At 70.1% G+C, this 16,505-nt stretch carries 18 protein-coding genes; 16 read left to right on the forward strand and 2 right to left on the reverse strand.

Annotated elements, in window-relative coordinates; genetic code table 11:
* Nucleotides 1-10 precede the first annotated feature (10 nt).
* From tilS to ACW17W_RS02945, 8 genes are all read left to right on the forward strand, one after another.
* Nucleotides 11-1,348 (forward strand): tRNA lysidine(34) synthetase TilS, encoded by a 1,338-nt coding sequence (gene tilS, locus ACW17W_RS02910; RefSeq protein WP_492079189.1) that lies wholly within the window; start codon nucleotides 11-13, stop codon nucleotides 1,346-1,348.
* Complete coding sequence (gene ftsH, locus ACW17W_RS02915; protein ID WP_492079191.1) at nucleotides 1,345-3,363, forward strand: ATP-dependent zinc metalloprotease FtsH; 2,019 nt, start codon at nucleotides 1,345-1,347, stop codon at nucleotides 3,361-3,363. Before tilS ends, ftsH begins: the two co-directional genes overlap by 4 nt.
* A 251-nt stretch (nucleotides 3,364-3,614) precedes the next feature.
* The gene (locus ACW17W_RS02920) at nucleotides 3,615-4,259 is read left to right on the forward strand and encodes a hypothetical protein (RefSeq protein ID WP_492079193.1); all 645 of its coding nucleotides are present in this window, start codon (nucleotides 3,615-3,617) and stop codon (nucleotides 4,257-4,259) included.
* Between the two features lie 3 nt (nucleotides 4,260-4,262).
* Nucleotides 4,263-4,565 carry a winged helix-turn-helix domain-containing protein gene (locus ACW17W_RS02925; RefSeq protein ID WP_492079195.1) on the forward strand — a complete coding sequence of 101 codons (303 nt, stop codon included), beginning with the start codon at nucleotides 4,263-4,265 and terminating at the stop codon, nucleotides 4,563-4,565.
* Nucleotides 4,565-5,164 (forward strand): YdeI/OmpD-associated family protein, encoded by a 600-nt coding sequence (locus ACW17W_RS02930; protein ID WP_492079197.1) that lies wholly within the window; start codon nucleotides 4,565-4,567, stop codon nucleotides 5,162-5,164. Before ACW17W_RS02925 ends, ACW17W_RS02930 begins: the two co-directional genes overlap by 1 nt.
* Nucleotides 5,165-5,190: 26 nt before the next feature.
* Entirely contained in the window at nucleotides 5,191-5,985 is a 795-nt protein-coding gene (gene folP, locus ACW17W_RS02935; protein ID WP_492080243.1) for a dihydropteroate synthase, read from the forward strand.
* Between the two features lie 165 nt (nucleotides 5,986-6,150).
* On the forward strand, nucleotides 6,151-6,951 hold the full coding sequence (gene thiD / locus ACW17W_RS02940; RefSeq protein WP_492079199.1) for a bifunctional hydroxymethylpyrimidine kinase/phosphomethylpyrimidine kinase: 801 nt from the start codon (nucleotides 6,151-6,153) through the stop codon (nucleotides 6,949-6,951).
* The gene (locus tag ACW17W_RS02945; RefSeq protein ID WP_492079201.1) at nucleotides 6,948-7,535 is read left to right on the forward strand and encodes a nucleotidyltransferase family protein; all 588 of its coding nucleotides are present in this window, start codon (nucleotides 6,948-6,950) and stop codon (nucleotides 7,533-7,535) included. Before thiD ends, ACW17W_RS02945 begins: the two co-directional genes overlap by 4 nt.
* An 83-nt stretch (nucleotides 7,536-7,618) precedes the next feature.
* Here ACW17W_RS02945 and ACW17W_RS02950 read toward each other — a convergent pair whose 3' ends face one another.
* Together ACW17W_RS02950 and ACW17W_RS02955 are read right to left on the reverse strand one after the other, a co-directional pair.
* Nucleotides 7,619-8,050, reverse strand: coding sequence for a hypothetical protein (locus ACW17W_RS02950; RefSeq protein ID WP_492079203.1), 432 nt, complete (start codon nucleotides 8,048-8,050; stop codon nucleotides 7,619-7,621).
* A 129-nt stretch (nucleotides 8,051-8,179) separates the two neighbouring features.
* Complete coding sequence (locus ACW17W_RS02955) at nucleotides 8,180-8,335, reverse strand: hypothetical protein (RefSeq protein WP_492079204.1); 156 nt, start codon at nucleotides 8,333-8,335, stop codon at nucleotides 8,180-8,182.
* 111 nt (nucleotides 8,336-8,446) lie between these two features.
* On the opposite strand from ACW17W_RS02955, the gene ACW17W_RS02960 reads away from it, so the two are divergent.
* The 8 genes from ACW17W_RS02960 to ACW17W_RS02995 all read left to right on the forward strand — a co-directional run bounded on the left by ACW17W_RS02960 (nucleotide 8,447) and on the right by ACW17W_RS02995 (nucleotide 16,406).
* Entirely contained in the window at nucleotides 8,447-8,782 is a 336-nt protein-coding gene (locus tag ACW17W_RS02960; RefSeq protein WP_492079206.1) for a hypothetical protein, read from the forward strand.
* A gap of 1 nt (nucleotide 8,783) precedes the next feature.
* Nucleotides 8,784-9,464: a response regulator transcription factor gene (locus tag ACW17W_RS02965; RefSeq protein ID WP_492079208.1), complete on the forward strand. Its 681-nt coding sequence runs from the start codon at nucleotides 8,784-8,786 to the stop codon at nucleotides 9,462-9,464.
* Nucleotides 9,461-10,897: a sensor histidine kinase gene (locus ACW17W_RS02970; protein WP_492079210.1), complete on the forward strand. Its 1,437-nt coding sequence runs from the start codon at nucleotides 9,461-9,463 to the stop codon at nucleotides 10,895-10,897. Before ACW17W_RS02965 ends, ACW17W_RS02970 begins: the two co-directional genes overlap by 4 nt.
* A 91-nt stretch (nucleotides 10,898-10,988) precedes the next feature.
* Nucleotides 10,989-12,359, forward strand: a complete 1,371-nt coding sequence (locus ACW17W_RS02975) for a hypothetical protein (RefSeq protein WP_492079212.1) — start codon at nucleotides 10,989-10,991, stop codon at nucleotides 12,357-12,359.
* A gap of 88 nt (nucleotides 12,360-12,447) precedes the next feature.
* Nucleotides 12,448-13,317 carry a c-type cytochrome biogenesis protein CcmI gene (gene ccmI, locus ACW17W_RS02980; RefSeq protein ID WP_492079214.1) on the forward strand — a complete coding sequence of 290 codons (870 nt, stop codon included), beginning with the start codon at nucleotides 12,448-12,450 and terminating at the stop codon, nucleotides 13,315-13,317.
* 70 nt (nucleotides 13,318-13,387) lie between these two features.
* The gene (gene ccmE / locus ACW17W_RS02985; protein WP_492079216.1) at nucleotides 13,388-13,879 is read left to right on the forward strand and encodes a cytochrome c maturation protein CcmE; all 492 of its coding nucleotides are present in this window, start codon (nucleotides 13,388-13,390) and stop codon (nucleotides 13,877-13,879) included.
* Nucleotides 13,876-15,900: a heme lyase CcmF/NrfE family subunit gene (locus ACW17W_RS02990; protein WP_492079217.1), complete on the forward strand. Its 2,025-nt coding sequence runs from the start codon at nucleotides 13,876-13,878 to the stop codon at nucleotides 15,898-15,900. The genes ccmE and ACW17W_RS02990 overlap by 4 nt, the downstream gene beginning before the upstream one ends.
* Nucleotides 15,901-15,908: 8 nt before the next feature.
* Nucleotides 15,909-16,406: a cytochrome c-type biogenesis protein gene (locus ACW17W_RS02995; protein ID WP_492079219.1), complete on the forward strand. Its 498-nt coding sequence runs from the start codon at nucleotides 15,909-15,911 to the stop codon at nucleotides 16,404-16,406.
* The last annotated feature ends 99 nt before the right edge of the window (nucleotides 16,407-16,505 follow it).

Consider the following 16,505-nt stretch of genomic DNA (forward strand, 5'->3'; position numbering starts at 1 on the left):
GTCCGCGCCGGTGCTGGTCGCCCTGTCCGGCGGCGGCGACTCCATGGCCCTGCTGGCCCTTGCGGCCGGCTGGGCCGCCGATCACGGTCGCCGGCTGGTCGCCGTGACCGTCGATCACGGCCTGAACCCCGACAGCCCCGACTGGAGCCGCCGCTGCGCCCGGGCTGCGCGCCTCTTCGGCGCCGACTGGAGGGAGTGCCTGTGGACCGGCGACAAACCCCGCACCGGACTGACGGCGGCGGCGCGGACGGCGCGTCACGCCCTGATCGCGGAGGCGGCGCGTGAGGTCGGGGCGAAAGTGATCCTGACCGGACATACGGCCGATGACGTGGCCGAGGCGGACTGGATGCGGGCCCGACCGGTCGAGGAGGGCGGATCGACGCTGGGCCGGTTGCGGGATTGGTCGCCGTCGCCCGCCTGGCCTGAGGGGCGCGGCCTGATGCTGCTGCGGCCCCTGCTGGGCGAGCGTCGCGAGGCGTTGAGGCTATGGCTGCGCGCGGCCGGGATCGACTGGATCGACGATCCGGCCAATGCCGACATCCGGTTCGGCCGAACGCGGGCGCGTCAGGCCCTGGGCGGCGCCGGACCCCTGCCGGCCGATGCCGCCGGGATGGCGGCGGACCCGCCCCCCCTGAGGGCCCTGCCTTTCGGGGCGGGGTTCGAAACCGGTCGCGGCCTGGCGCCGCAGATACTGGCGGCGGCGCTGGTCTGCGCCGCTGGAGGGTCAGCCCCGCCGCGCGGCGAACGGCTGGCCGCGCTGGCGCGCCGGCTGGTCTCGGGCGAGGACTTTACCGCCACCCTGTCGGGCGGCCGGATCGAGGCGGCCGGCGAGCGGGTGATGATCGGCCGCGAGCCCGGAGAGATTCGCCGTCGGTCCGTCGCCCCCCTGGACCTGACGCCGGGCGTTCCCGGCGTCTGGGACGGGCGGATTGAGGTCGTGGCGGCCGAGCCCGGCTGGCGCATCACCGCCGCAGACGGGCGGCTGGATCGCTTGCCGGACGCCGATCGGGCGGCGCTGGCCGTCCTGCCGGCCTGGGCGCGAGGCGCGGCGGCCGTGGGCGTGCGGGACGGGGGAATCGCCCTGGATCAGGAGAACCCTGTCCTGATCCGGGACGCCGACGATGCCCCGGTTCTTGCACGGACGGGGCTCGAGGCCCGTTTCCTGTCGTCGCGCCGGCTGAACCTGACCCTGTCGGGTTTCGGCATCGCCTTTCCGGGCGAAACGACGCATGAAACGGGTCTGTTTGATCGCGTGCATGGCGAAACCCCGATGACTGACCTATTTTCAGTCGCAACAGACGAACCGGCGCCGCAGACGCGCGCGCCGCAGGACCGGAAACCAAGATGAACCTGCGTACCATTGCGATCCTGGCGGTCATCGCCCTGGGCCTGGCCGGCTTCTATGCCGTGGTCAGCCAGAACGGGGCGCCGATCCTGCCGACCATGGCTGACAAGGCCGCGCCCGCCGCTGTCGGCGCCGCCGCGCCGGGCGCCCCCGCCGGGACCAACCCGGCGGGCGCCAATCCCGCTGCGGCCACCCCGGCCGCCGCCGCCGGCCGCCGTGAAGAGATCGACTATTCCCAGCTGAAACAGGCCATCGCGGCCCGGTCGATCCAGTCCGTCGTCGCCCATGGCGACCGGCTGGAGGGCGTCTATCGCGACGGCGGCAAGTTCGTCGCCATCATGCCGACCCCGACCCAGTCGACCATCGACCAGGTCGAACAGTCGGGCGCCCGGGTCCAGATCAAGACCAGCCGCCAGTCGATCTTCATGGCCCTGCTGGGGCTGGTGCTGCCGGTGCTGCTGATCGTGGCGGTGTGGATCTTCTTCATGCGCCAGATGCAGGGCGGGGCGCGCGGGGCCATGGGCTTTGGCAAGTCCAAGGCCAAGCTGCTGACCGAACACAAGGGCCGCAAGACCTTTGACGACGTCGCCGGCGTCGACGAGGCCAAGGAAGAGCTGCAGGAGGTGGTCGACTTCCTGAAGGAACCCTCGAAATTCCAGCGTCTGGGCGGCAAGATCCCCAAGGGCGCCCTGCTGGTCGGCCCTCCCGGCACCGGCAAGACCCTGCTGGCCCGCGCCGTGGCCGGGGAGGCGGGGGTGCCCTTCTTCTCCATCTCGGGCTCGGACTTCGTCGAGATGTTCGTCGGCGTCGGCGCCAGCCGCGTGCGCGACATGTTCGAACAGGCCAAGAAGAACGCCCCCTGCATCATCTTCATCGACGAGATCGACGCGGTCGGCCGTCATCGCGGCGCCGGCCTGGGCGGCGGCAATGACGAGCGCGAACAGACGCTGAACCAGTTGCTGGTCGAGATGGACGGCTTTGAGGCGTCCGAGAACATCATCCTGATCGCCGCCACCAACCGTCCCGACGTGCTGGACCCCGCCCTGCTGCGTCCCGGCCGTTTCGACCGTCAGGTCGTGGTCCCCAACCCGGATGTCTCGGGCCGCGAACACATTCTGCGCGTCCATATGAAGGATGTGCCGCTGGGGCCGGACGTCAACGTCAAGACGATCGCGCGCGGCACGCCCGGCTTCTCGGGCGCCGACCTGGCCAACCTCGTCAACGAAGCGGCCCTGACGGCGGCGCGCAAGGACCGTCGGATGGTCACCCACCGCGACTTCGAGGACGCCAAGGACAAGGTCATGATGGGCTCTGAGCGCAAGTCCATGGCCATGAACGAGGAAGAGCGCCGCCTGACCGCCTATCACGAGGGCGGCCACGCCATCGTCGCCCTGAACGTCAAGATGGCCGATCCGGTGCACAAGGCGACCATCGTCCCGCGCGGCCAGGCCCTGGGCATGGTCATGCAGCTGCCGGAAGGCGACCGCTATTCGATGAAATACCGCCAGATGGTCGATCGCATCGCCATCATGGCCGGCGGCCGCGTGGCCGAGGAGCTGATCTTCGGCAAGGACAACATCACCTCGGGCGCCAGTTCCGACATCCAGCAGGCGACCAAGCTGGCCCGCCGGATGGTGACCCAGTGGGGCTTCTCCGACGTGCTGGGCACGGTGTCCTATGGCGAGAACGAGCAGGAGGTCTTCCTCGGCCACTCGGTCGCCCGCAGCCAGAACATCAGTGAAGAGACCGCCCGGCTGATCGATTCCGAGGTCAAGAAACTGGTCACCTCGGGCTGGAACGAGGCCCGCAAGATCCTGAAGTCCAAGTCCGGCGATCTGGAAAAACTGGCCCAGGCCCTGCTGGAATACGAGACCCTGTCGGGTCAGGAGATCAAGGACCTGCTGGAGAAGGGCGCGGCCCCGAACCGTGACGAGAACAACTTCCCCAACGCCGGGCCTTCGGTCTCCGTGCCGGTGACCCCTGTGTCGGACGGGACGGACGTCGTCACAGTCCACTGAGCGTCGTCAGATCGATGCAACAAAAAGGCGGCCCCGATATCGGAGCCGCCTTTTTCACGCCGCCCGCCCTCGCCGGACGAGGGCGAGACGACTGTCGCCACACGGGCTGCAATTTCAGGTTTGTAATTCAAACAAGTCTGATATACATTGTCTGTATCGCCGATGGGGGCGCGGGCGCCGCGCACGTTCTCCATCCATGTTGCAACCCACGCCCCTCCCACCGAGAGGCTGCCGGATTCAGGGATGTCGTCATGGCCGCAAAGCCCCGCCCGCATTCGCCCGAGGAAGACCTCGCCTTCATGCGCGCCATCGTCGAGGGCGGAGGCCGTCCCTCGCTGACACTGGCGGTCTGCTATCTCGCCGGAGGCCTGATCTACGGCGCCCAGTGCCTGTTCCATCTCGGCCAGGCCTTCGGCCTGATCCGCCTGCCGGAGCTTGCCAATCTGATCATCGTGATCGGGTTTACCGCCGCCTTCCTGGCGGTCCTGACCTGGGCCATCCTGCGAGATCGCAAACAGGGTTCAATCCATCGCGGCCCGCTGGCCTCGCGCTCGATGAACGCCGTGTTCAGCGCCACCGGCATGGCCAATACGGCGGTCATCATCGTCTTCGGCGCAGGGGCGATCCGGGACAACGACTTCGCCATCTGGCTCTATTACGCCGCCGTCGTCTTCGCCCTGCAGGCGGCGGCATGGTACGTGGCATGGATGCTGAAGAAGAAGCTCTGGATGCTGGCCACGGCCCTGGGCGGCTGGGTCACGGCGGCGACCCTGGGCCTGCTGGTGCGCGAACCTCTGGCCTATCTGGGCGTCTGCACGGTCGCCCTGTTCCTGCTGTTCGCCCTGCCGGGCTGGGTGATGTACCGGGATGCCCGCGCCGGGTCGAAGGCGGCCTGACCGATGGGGGTGGCCGATCTCGGACGGATCGACGAGGTCATCCACGGCCGCATGCGGCTGGGGGTGATGGTCTATCTGGCCGACGTTGAGGTCGCCGACTTCACCGAACTGAAGACGGTGCTGGAGGCGACCCAGGGCAATCTGTCGGTGCATCTGAAGACTCTGGAAAAGGCGGGCTATGTCGCCATCAGGAAGAGCTTCCAGAACAACAAACCCCTGACCCGGGTCTCGATCACGCCGGAAGGGCGCGAGGCCTTTGCCGCCTATCTGCAGGCGCTGGGCGGATTGATCGGAGGGCGGGGCTGATGGCGCCGGTGATTGTCGACCCGGAGCGGATGCGGACTTTTGCCGACGAAGCGGCCTTCCACGACTGGCTGAGCCGCAACCACGACCGCGAGCCTGAGGTCTGGATTCGAGTGTTCAAGGTACAGTCGGGCACGCCCAGCGTCACCTGGAAGGACGCCATCCCCGTCGCCCTGGCCTGGGGCTGGATCGACGGGATGCGGAAGTCGCTGGATGAGGTCAGCTTCCTGCAGCGGTTCACTCCACGCGGGCCGAAAAGCAGCTGGAGCCAGATCAATGTCGCCCACGCCGAACGGCTGATCGCCGGGGGGATCATGCAGCCGTCGGGGCTGAAACATGTCGAGGCGGCGAAGGCGGATGGCCGGTGGGAGAAGACCTATCGGGTCAAGGGCGCCGAGGTCCCGGAGGATCTGCAGACGGCGATCAACGCGGACCCGAAGGCAGCGGCCCTGTTCGCCGTCCTGACCAGCCAGAACCGCTTCGCCCTGATCCACCGCACCAATGCGCTGAAAACCGAGGCGGGCCGGAGAAAGAAGATCGCCGACCTGGTCGCCATGCTGGCGCGGGGCGAGACGCCCTATCCGCAGGGGAGGACGGCGTGACCCCCCCTCAGCGCAGGCCGCTCGTCATGGGCATCGTCAATGTCACGCCGGACAGTTTCTCCGACGGCGGGCGGCTGGGGTCGGTCGAGGCGGCGACAGCGCACGGGATGCGGCTGGTCGCCGAGGGGGCGGATGTGCTCGACATCGGGGGCGAGAGCACACGGCCAGGCGCCGATCCGGTCGGGGAGGCCGAGGAGATCGCCCGCGTCGTTCCCGTGATCGAGGGCCTGCGCGCCCGCTGGAACGGCCGGATCAGCGTCGACACCATGAAGCCGGACGTGGCGCGCGCCGCCGTCGCGGCCGGGGCGACCATGTGGAACGATGTTTCCGCCCTGACCTGTTCCCCCGACAGCGCCGCAGTCGCGGCGGAGCTCGGCTGTGAGGTCGTGCTGATGCATATGAAGGGCGAGCCGCGCACCATGCAGGCCGACCCCCGCTATGACGACGTGGTCGCGGAGGTGCGGGATCATCTGGCCGAACGGGCCGAAGCGGCGATGGCGGCGGGGGTGGCGCGCGAGAAGATCTGGCTCGATCCCGGCATCGGCTTCGGCAAGACGCTGGCGCACAACCTGGCCCTGACGGCGGGGTTGGAGACGCTGGTCGCGCTGGGCTTTCCGGTCCTCTATGCGGCCAGCCGCAAGCGGGTGATTCAGGCGGTGGACCCGACCGCGACCGACCCCGGCGACCGTCTGGGCGGGTCGCTGGCCCTGGCGTTGGAAGGCGCGCGGCGTGGAGCGGCCATGGTCCGGGTCCATGACGTGCGCGAGACCGTGCAGGCGCTGAAGGTGCAGGCGGCGCTGCGGGAGGCTGGACGGCAATAAAGCCTCCCTCTTCTCCGTCATCCTCGGGCTTGACCCGAGGATCGGACGCTCAGCCTGCATTGTGTCGGGTGAAGGCCCCAACGTCCGGCCCCCGGGTCAAGCCCGAGGGTGACGGGACAAGAAATGCATCTTGCCCGTCGCCGGTGAGTCAGCCATTTGCGACGGATGACCCTTCATCGCGGACGCGTCCTGATCATCGCCGGCTCGGATTCCGGGGGCGGGGCGGGGATACAGGCCGACATCAAGGCCGTGACGGCCATGGGCGGGTTCGCAGCCACCGCCATCACCGCCATCACCATCCAGAACACCCTGGGCGTCCACGGCGTCCACCCCCTGCCGCTGGAGGTGATCGAGCAGCAGGCGCGGGCCGTGCTGGACGATATCGGCGCCGACGCCTTCAAGACCGGCATGCTGGGCACGGTCGAGGTGGTCGAGCGGGTGGCGGCCATTCTGGACAGCCATGCGGCGCCGGCGGTGGTCGATCCGGTGATGATCGCCAAGGGCGGCCATCCGCTGCTGGCCGAGGTCGCCGTCGGCGCCGTGCGGTCGCTGATGGTCCCGCGCGCGACCCTGTTGACGCCCAATGCCCCGGAGGCCGAGGCCCTGACCGGGATCGCCGTCGCCGATCTGGACGGCCAGAGGCGGGCGGGGGAGGCGTTGCTGACGCTCGGCGCCCGGGCCGTGCTGATGAAGGGCGGTCATGTCGGAACCGGGGCGACGGTGACCGATCTGCTGCTGACCCAGGCCGGAGAGACCCTGCTGGAGGGGGAGCGGATCGAGACCACCAGCACCCACGGCACGGGCTGTACCCTGGCCAGCGCCTGCGCCGCCGGGATCGCGCAGGGACAGACGCTGGAGGTCGCCGTGGCCGAGGCCTGGGCCTATGTCGCCGAGGCCATCCGCCGGGCGCCGGGGCTGGGGCAGGGCCACGGGCCGCTGGACCACGGCTGGAGGTTGCGTCGATGACCGCGGCGTCACGCGAGGCCGAACGCGAGGCGCAGCTGGTCGGGATCCTGCGCGCCGATCCGGTGCTGATGCAGGTGCTGGCCACGGTGCGGGATCTGGACCTGCCCGACTGGCGGCTGTTCTCCGGGGCGGTCTATCAGGCGGTCTGGAACGGGCAGACCGGTCGGCCGGTCGGCCATGGCGTCAAGGATTACGACATCGGCTATTTCGACCCGGATACCTCGTGGGACGCCGAGGACGTGTTCATCAAACGCGCCGCCGCCGCGTTTGACGAGCCCCTGCGGTCGCTGGTCGAGGTGCGCAATCAGGCGCGGGTGCATCTGTGGTTTCCCGACCATTTCAACGAACCCTATGAGGCCCTGACCCATACCGACGAGGCCCTGGGCCGGTTCGTGGCCCCGACCTTTGCTGTCGGGGTGCGGCTGGAGGCGGACGACCGCCTGACCGTCGCTGCGCCGTTTGGTCTGGCCGATGTGTTCGACATGGCCATCCGGCCCAACCCGAACCGGCCCCGGGCTTCGGGATGGGACAAGGTCATCGCCTCGGCCCGGTCGCGCTGGCCGGAGCTGACGGTGATCGAGTAGCGAAAGGGGCGCAACCCTTGCGGATTGCGCCCCCTGTTCAGGCCTGCCTCCCGGCGTCCGGGCCCGCGTCAGGCCCGGACCGCCTAGTGGCGACGGTTGTCGCGGTCGCGACGTTCGCTGCGGACCTGGGCCGACAGACGGTCATAGCGACGGTCCAGATCGATCCGCTCCGAACGGCTCAGACCGCCGCGCAGATAGGTGCGCTCCAGCCGGACCAGGCTGTTCAGCTCGGCCTTGAGGCGGGTGGCCTCACGACGCGACAGGGAGCGGTCGCGCAGGCCCTGGTCGATGCGGCGGTCGAGGTTGTATTTGCGGTCGTTGATCGACTGCCAGTTGCGGTAGTTCTCGACCACCGGGGGGCGCGCCGGGCCGTGGCCGGGGCTGTACTGGCCGGGGGCGTACTGGGCCGGGGCATAGCGTGTCGGTCCATGGCCGGGGCCGTAGGACTGGGCGGCGGCCGGGACTGCGACCGAAGCAGCAGCCAGGACCAGGGCGGGGATGACAAATTTTTTCATCGTATCGTTCCTTGGGTTCGGTCGCGGACCGGGTGGCCAGCGATGACGGCAGATAACCACCCGCCGGCTGAGCCCGATCTGAACGGCGGCGATCAGGTTCCATTCATCAAGATGAGAAATGCGTCATGATCAGCGGCAGGCGGCGCCCTTGGTCCGGTCGCGCCCGTCGGTCACGTCGCGAGCGGAATCCGGCCGGATTTTCGAGGCCTTATGCGCCGTCCGGATACGGGGGGCGGCAGCCGGCCCGGCGACCCGGACCGGCGTCCCCTGATGTATGGCCGCCACGGACGGGCTCCGGCCGTCCGGAGAGCCGCGTCCCGGTTTGTCGCAGGGCCCGTCCTGACCTATACGGATCATTCAGCCCCTGTTCAGGCGACAGCGCCTAGATCGAACGCCATGTCTCGCAAGTTCGCCCCTCTGATCGTCGCTGTCGCGACCCTGGCCTTCGCCGCCCCCCTGGCGACGGGGGCGGAGGCGCAGGACCGCCGCCGCGAGCGTGAAAGCGAGTCGTCGGAACCGCAGCGGCCCCCTCCGCGCGTCAGCCCGGATGAGGCGCGCCGCAGCGCCGGCCAGTACGGCCGCCCGATCGACACCCAGCCGCGCCGTGACGGCAACTACAGCGTCCTGGTCGAAAATGGCGGCCGGGTGCGAGAAGTCGTGGTCGACGGCCAGACCGGCCGGGGCCGCCAGAGCAACAGCGACAACGATCAACGTCCCCGCAGGCCCAACTGATATGCGTGTTTTGCTCGTCGAGGATGACGCCGACCTGTCGCGTCAGCTGAAAAACGCCCTGGGCGACGCGGGATACGCCGTGGACCACGCCGCCGACGGCGAGGAGGCGCATTTCCTCGGCGACACCGAACCCTATGATGTGGTGGTGCTGGACCTCGGCCTGCCGCGCATCGACGGGGTCTCGGTGCTGGAGCGCTGGCGGCGGGACGGCAAGACCACGCCGGTGCTGATCCTGACCGCCCGGGGCGCATGGTCGGACAAGGTGTCGGGCTTTGACGCCGGGGCTGACGACTATCTGACCAAACCCTTCCATACCGAGGAGCTGCTGGCCCGGCTGAGGGCCCTGCTGCGGCGATCGGCCGGGGTGGCCTCGGCGACCCTGTCTTGCGGTGGTCTGAGGCTGGATCCCCGTGCGGCCCGGGCGACGGTCAACGGCGAACCCCTGCGCCTGACCTCGCTGGAATACCGGCTGCTGCACTATATGATCATGCACCAGGGCCGGGTGATCAGCCGCACCGAATTGGTCGAGCATCTGTACGATCAGGACTTTGATCGGGATTCCAACACGATCGAGGTCTTCATCGGCCGGGTGCGCAAGAAGGTCGGACCGGACCGGATCGAGACCGTCCGCGGCCTCGGCTACCGGTTGACGCCCCTGGCCGGCGAAACCGAGGCGGCGTGACGACGGAGCCGCGTGTCGACCGGCCCCCACGCGCCCGCTGGGGACGGTGGTTCGGGCGGCCCGGCCGGTCCCTGACCCGCCGGCTCATCTGGCTGGCCTCGGCCTGGATCGTGCTGGCGCTGATCGTCGCCGCCCTGACCCTGACCCAGGCGTTTCAGGACTCGGCCCTGCGCCGGCTCGGCAATGTGCTGACCGATACGGTCAATGAGATCGTCGTCGCCGCCAGCCGCACCCCGGCCGATGAACCCATTCCCCAGATCCAGGACGCGCAGACGCTGCGGCTGCTGTCCGGAAAATACTGGGCTGTCCTGCGTCCCGAGGCGGATGGCCGGCTGACCACCCTGGCCCGGTCGGACTCGCTGTGGAATTCCGAACTTGAGGTGCCGCCGGATCTGGCCGGCCGTCTGGACGGCGCCTTCGGCGATGTCATCAGCTTCAACGCGGTCGGCCCCTCGGCAAGGGAGCCGCTGCGCGTGGCGGCCAGTATGAAGTCGATCCCGCGCTATGATCACCCGGTGATCTTCCTGGCCGCGATCAACCGGTCGAACATCGACGCGGACACCCGCCAGTTCGCCCGCCTGACCTGGATCGCCATGGGTCTGCTGGGCCTGGGACTGGTGGCGGCGGTCTTTACCCAGGTCCGGATCGGACTGCGCCCGCTGTTCGACCTGCGCACCGAGATCGCCAATGTCCGCAAGGGCAAGGCGGCGCGGATCGAACAGGCCTATCCGATCGAGATCCAGCCGCTGGCCGATCAGGTCAACCGGCTGCTGGACCACAACCAGGAGGTGGTGGAGCGCCAGAGGACGCATGTCGGAAACCTGGCCCATGCGCTGAAGACGCCGATCTCGGTCATGCTGGCGGAGGCGGGAACTGCCGAGGGCCCGCTGCCGGAGCTGGTGCGACGCCAGACCGAGGTGATGAAGGGCCAGGTCGATCACCATCTGCGCCGCGCCCGCGCCGCCGCCCGCGCCGCCCACGGTCTGGGCGAGACCACGCCGGTGGCCGAGGTGCTGGACGAATTGGCGGTGATGCTGGAACGGGTCTTCCAGTCGAAGGAGGCGGAGATCGACTGGCGCGCGCCCGACGACCTGGCCTTCCTGGGCGAGCGCCAGGACCTGCAGGAGATCCTGGGCAATCTGATCGAGAACGGCTGCAAATGGTGCCGGCGCCGGGTGCGAATCTCGGCCGGCGCCAACGGCCTGGGCCAGATGGTCGTGGTGGTGGAGGACGACGGTCAGGGTCTGAGGGAAGACCAGCGCGAGGACGCCCTGAAACGCGGTGCGCGCATGGACGAGGCGGCGCCGGGGTCGGGGCTGGGACTGTCGATCGTCGACGACCTGACCCGCGCCTATGGCGGGCGGATGACCCTGGCCGCGAGCGATATGGGGGGGTTGAAGGTGGTGCTTGAGCTCCCCGCCGCCGGGGGTTAGCCCGGATGCGGGGGGGCGTGACGCTTTCATTAACCGTTTCGGGGCAGACTGGTTTTCTTCGTCATGTGGGTGACGGATCGGAGCGATAGGCATGGCCGGATTGACGGTCGCATCCAGAACGGCGCTGGCCCAGGTCATCGAAGCGGTGCCGGATCAAGCGCTGGACATCATCCTGACCACGGTCGCGCGTATGCCGGGCGAGCGGGCCCGCGACCTGGAAGACATGCTGGAGACGGTGGGCGTGGATCGCCGTCGTCGCACCCAGGCCTTTGACGCGATCATTCCCCTGTTCCGGCCGCGGCGCGACGGACTTCAGGCCCTGACGTTTCCAGACGCGGTGCTGCCTCGGCTGTGGCGCGCTGCGGCGGAGCGAACGCCGGCGTTGCTGACCCGGCTGGACAGTGTCGTCGACGAGGACGCCAGCCGTCGGGCGATGGCGCGTTCGCGCCTCTACAGCGCTGCCGCCGCCGCCGTCCGCGAACAGCCCGATCTCATCTGGCCGCCGGCCGACGGCGCCTCCCCGGCCGAGGCGGCCGCACGGGAGGCCGCCCTGGTCGAACTGGCGCTGTGCTGCGACATGGGGGTTCTGGCGCACCGCGCCACCCGCGGCCTGTCGGACTGGATCATGCGTCCCGATGAGGATCGGCTGGTCGAGCTGAAGCTGGCGGCGCGCGACGCCGCCGAAATGGACGTCGACGGCGCGCGCCGGCTGATGGACATCATGGTCGCCCACCTGGACGAAGCCTGCCGGATCCTGCGGCTTGTGGTGCACGCCATCGGCGTGGGCGGGCAGGAATCCATGATGAAGCTCTCCGAGATGGCCGTGGTCATCGACCGGGTGCTGGACGGGCTTGAATTGAGGGCGGGCCGGATCGCGGCCTTCCGCACCGGCGACCCGACCGGACCGCTGGGCCGGGACCTGTCCTGGTGCGCCGGCGTCCTCGAGACGATGGACCTGGTGGTGCATGCCGATCCCAAGGGCGAATGGGCGCAACGGGCCGGGACCGCCCGAAGCGCCATCAGCGACATGATGGACAAGCGGCTGAAGGCGGCGGCCCCGGCGATGATGCGGGTCCTGCCCCGGCGACCGACCCAGACGGCCGGCAGGATGACCCGGAAACTGCCCCGGCTCGACATCGCTGTGGCGGCGCCAGTTGTCGATGAGGCGCGCCAGTTCGCCGATCTGGTCGCCGTCGCAAGACCCACCGCCAGCCGGTTCGGTTGCGAGAGCCTTCGCCAGGTCGTGGTGAAGGAAATGACCCTGGAACTGCTTGAATACGCCGAGCAGACGATCGAGCTCCTGAACAGCGGCGACGCGCCCGATCCGGCCCTCGGCGCGGAGCGCGCCGGCCATGTGGCCGACCTGCTGGAGCGGATTGAGGCCGAGACGGAAGCGCGCACCGTGCGCCGGCGTATCGCCGCCCTGGCCCCGTCGCAGAACCGTCCGTCCCAGGCCGCCTGAGCCGATCGCCCACAGCGGCGCCGCAAGGCTTGCGCCTGCGACGCCGGATGTGATCGCGCGCGGCCCGGAAATGGTCTAGAGCGCGGCCATGCTGATGTTCTGGATCCTGGCCGCCCTCGCCACCAGCCTGGCCGCCCTGCTGGTGCTGGGCGGGGCGCGGCGCGGCGCGGATGTCGCCGCCTCTGGCCCGGAGGCCGCCTTCGACCCCGCCGCCGAGGCCGCCCGCCGCGAGATGGCCGCCCTCGACCGGCTGAAGTCCGACGGCCTGCTGGCCGAGGCCGAATGGGCCGGGGCGCGGGCCGAAGCCGGGCGACGCTGGCTGGATCGCCCGGTCGCAGCCGCGACCCCGCCTCGCGCCGGGCGGAACGACCGGCGGGCCATTCTGATCGGGGTGGTCATCGCCGTCGCCGCCACCCTGGGTCTGTACTATCTGCTCGCCGCGCCGGGGTTCCCCGACCAGCCCTATGCCGCCCGGGTCGAGGCCTGGGCGCAATCGACGGATCCGCTGGAGCCGGTCCAGGTGGCCGCCGTGCTGGAGCGCGAGGTCCGGGCCGCGCCGGCGGACCAGCGGATGTGGACGATGCTGGGTTCGGCCCGGTTCCAGGCCGGGGATCCGGCGGGAGCGGCCTCGGCCTTCCGGCGGGCCCTGGCCCTCGATCCGGAGGACGCGCGCAGCTGGGCGCGACTGGGCGAAAGCCTCGTGAGGGCCCAGGAGGGCGAGGTCGGCCTGGACGCCGAGGCTGCCTTTCGCGAGGCCCTGAAACGCGATCCGGGCCAGCTGGGGGCCCTGTATTTCCTTGGAGAGGCGGCGCTGAAACGGGGCGAGACCGATGTGACGCGGACCCTGTGGACGCCCCTCATCGGGGCGCTGGATCCGGCCGATCCGCGTCGTCTCGATCTGGAGCGACGGCTGGCGGCGGGGGCGTCCCGACCGGCGGACGGGGGCGCCGCACGATGACCGCTTGGACCAGTGCGATCCGGGCGGTATATGCCCGGCCCATCCTTTCCGCCTGCGGACATTTCTGCTGATGAGCTGGCTCCCCCGATCACCGAAGGCGCGTCGCCGCCTGTGGATCGTCGCCGCCGTGGCGCCCGTGCTGGCGCTCGCCACCGGCCTGTCCCTGTGGGCGATGAACGACAACGTCACCTATTTCTTCTCCCCGTCCGAGGCGACGGCGGACAAGGCCCCGGCAGGGCGGTCGGTCCGGCTGGGCGGGCTGGTCGAGGCCGGCAGCGTCGTTCATGACGGGGCCGAGGTGGCCTTTACCGTCACGGACAATGCCGCGACGACCCGCGTGATCTTCCGCGGCGATCTGCCGGATCTGTTCCGCGAGGGGCAGGGGATCGTGGCCGAGGGCAGCTTCCAGCCCGACCGCAGCTTCGTCGCGCGGCAGGTCCTGGCCAAACACGACGAGACCTATATGCCGAAAGAGGTCGCCGACCGGCTGAAGGCCAAGGGCGAATGGCGGCCGGAGGGCGAGGCTCCGCGAGCCGAACGTAGCGCCCGGGCGACGCTGTGATCGTCGAGATCGGGGCCTTCGCCCTGCTGCTGGCCCTGGTGTTGTCAGTGTTGCAGGCCGTGCTGTCCGGCGTCGGCCGCCGGCTGTCCAGCCCCGTGCTGGCCGGGGGCGGTCAGGGCGCCTCGATCGGCGCGGCTCTGGCGGTGACGGTGGCCTTCTGCGCCCTGGTGTACGCCTTCGCGACCTCTGACTTCTCGGTCGCCAATGTCGCCGCCAACAGCCACACCGACAAGCCGATGCTGTACAAGCTGGCGGCCGCCTGGGGCAGTCATGAGGGATCGCTGCTGCTGTGGTGTCTGGTCATGACCGGCTTCGGGGCCATCCTCGCCCGGGCGCGGACCGGCGGTCAGGGCGGCGGCGATGGCCTGCCATTCGGGCTCAAGGCCTCGGCCGTGGCGGTGCAGGGCGGTCTGTCGGCCCTGTTTCTCGCCTTCACAGTCTTCACCTCCAACCCGTTCGCCCGGCTGGACCCGGCGCCGTTCCAGGGCGCGTCGCTGAACCCCCTGCTGCAGGACCCGGCGCTGGCGGTGCATCCGCCGCTGCTTTACGCGGGCTATGTCGGCTTCTCGGTGACCTTTTCCCTGGCCGTGGCGGCCCTGATCGAGGGCCGGGTCCTGGCCGGACTGGGGCAGGGGTTCTGGCCGGCCTGGGGGCGCTGGGTCAGGCCCTGGGCCCTGGCGTCCTGGGTTCTGCTGACCCTGGGCATCACCCTCGGGGCCTTCTGGGCCTACTATGAGCTGGGCTGGGGCGGCTGGTGGTTCTGGGACCCGGTCGAGAACGCCAGCTTCATGCCCTGGCTGGCGGGGGCGGCCCTGCTGCATTCGGCCATCGTCACCGAGCGGCGCGGCGGTCTGGCGGGCTGGACGGTGTTCCTGGCCCTGCTGGCCTTCACCCTGTCGATGCTGGGCGCCTTCCTCGTGCGTTCGGGCGTGCTGACCAGCGTCCACGCCTTTGCGGTGGACCCGGAGCGGGGTCTGACCCTTCTGGCCATTCTGGCGGTGACGGCCGGGTCCGCCTTCGTCCTGTTCGCCTGGCGCGTGCCGCAGCTGAAGGGCGGCATCGTCTTCGCCCCCGTCAGCCGCGAGGGCGGACTGGTGCTGAACAACCTGTTTCTGACGGCGGCGACGGCGACGGTGCTGCTGGGGACCCTGTATCCGCTGATCCTGCAGGCGGTGAACGGGTCGACCATTTCGGTCGGTCCTCCCTATTTCAACCTGACCTTCACGCCCCTGATGGCCTGCGCCTTCCTGATCCTGCCGGCCGGGCCGCTGCTGGCGTGGAAGCGGGGCGACCTGAAGGGCGCAGGCCAGAGGCTGGCGCTGGCGGGGGCGCTGGCGATCGGCTGCGGCTTCCTCGGCTGGCTGATGTTCGATCCGAAGAAGGCCCTGGCCGGCGCCGGCCTGGCCATGGGGGCCTGGCTTGTCCTCGGGGCCCTGGCGGAGTGGGCCGAGCGGACCCGGCTGTTCCGGGCCCCGGCCGCAGAGACCTTGCGTCGGGCCCGGGGCCTGCCTCTGGCGGCCTGGGGCATGACCCTGGCCCATGCCGGCCTGGGCGTCTTCGTCCTGGGCGCGGTGGCCGAGACGGCCTTCAAGGCCGAGGCGGCGGCGGCCCTGTCGACGGGCGGCACGGTCTCGGCCGGAGGCTGGGTCGCGCGGCTGGATGAGGTCAGGATCGTCGAGGGCCCCAACTATCTGGCCGAGCGCGGGACCCTGACGGTGATGCGCAATGACGGGGCCGCGCCCCGGACCGTCACGGCCGAGCGGCGCTTCTTCCCGACCGGAGGCCAGACCACGACCGAGGTCGGGCTGGATTTCCGGGGGCTGGATGACGTCTATGTGGTGCTGGGCGAGCGGCGGACAGGTGCGAACGGCGCCCCGGCCTGGGCCGTGCGTCTGTACTGGAACCCCTGGGCGCGGCTGATCTTCCTCGGCCCCGCCATCATGGCCCTGGGAGGGCTTTTGTCCCTGCTGGACCGGCGGTTGCGGCTGGGCGTGGGCGCGCGGCGCAGGGTGAAGGCATGAGAGGCCGGTTGATCGCGGCGGTCGCCGCCCTTTTCATCGCTCTGCTTTCGACCACAGCCCTCGCCGAACCGGCGGCGGCCCCCGACCGGCCGCTGGCGGACGCGGCGCAGGAGGCGCGGGCCCAGGCGCTGTTCGACGAGGTCCGCTGCGTCGTCTGCCAGCACGAATCGATCGCCGACTCCCCGGCCGGGATCGCCGCCGACATGCGCCGGCTGGTGCGCGAGGAGATCGCCTCGGGCGCCTCGGACGCGGCGGTGCGCGAGGATCTGGTGCGCCGCTGGGGCGACTATATCCTGTTCACCCCGCCGGTCCGCTGGACGACGGGACTGCTGTGGTTCGGCCCGTTCGCCCTGGTGCTGATCGGGGGTCTGGTCATGCTGTGGCGCGCCCGGCGGCGGGCGGAGCCGGCGGCGGCCCTGACGCCGGACGAGCAGGCGCGGCTGGACGCCCTGCTGGCGGATGAAGCGGTTCGCCCCGATCCTGACGCAAACCCGCCCCACGACTAACGTCCGGGGCGATCAAGGTTTTCCCGGGGCCTTGACGGACGCCGGTTGGCCAATCCGCCCAAGGGCCTATATCAACAGATGAACGGTCCGCCCGGCGGA

This window comes from Brevundimonas sp. FV1ye29L (assembly GCF_058681095.1).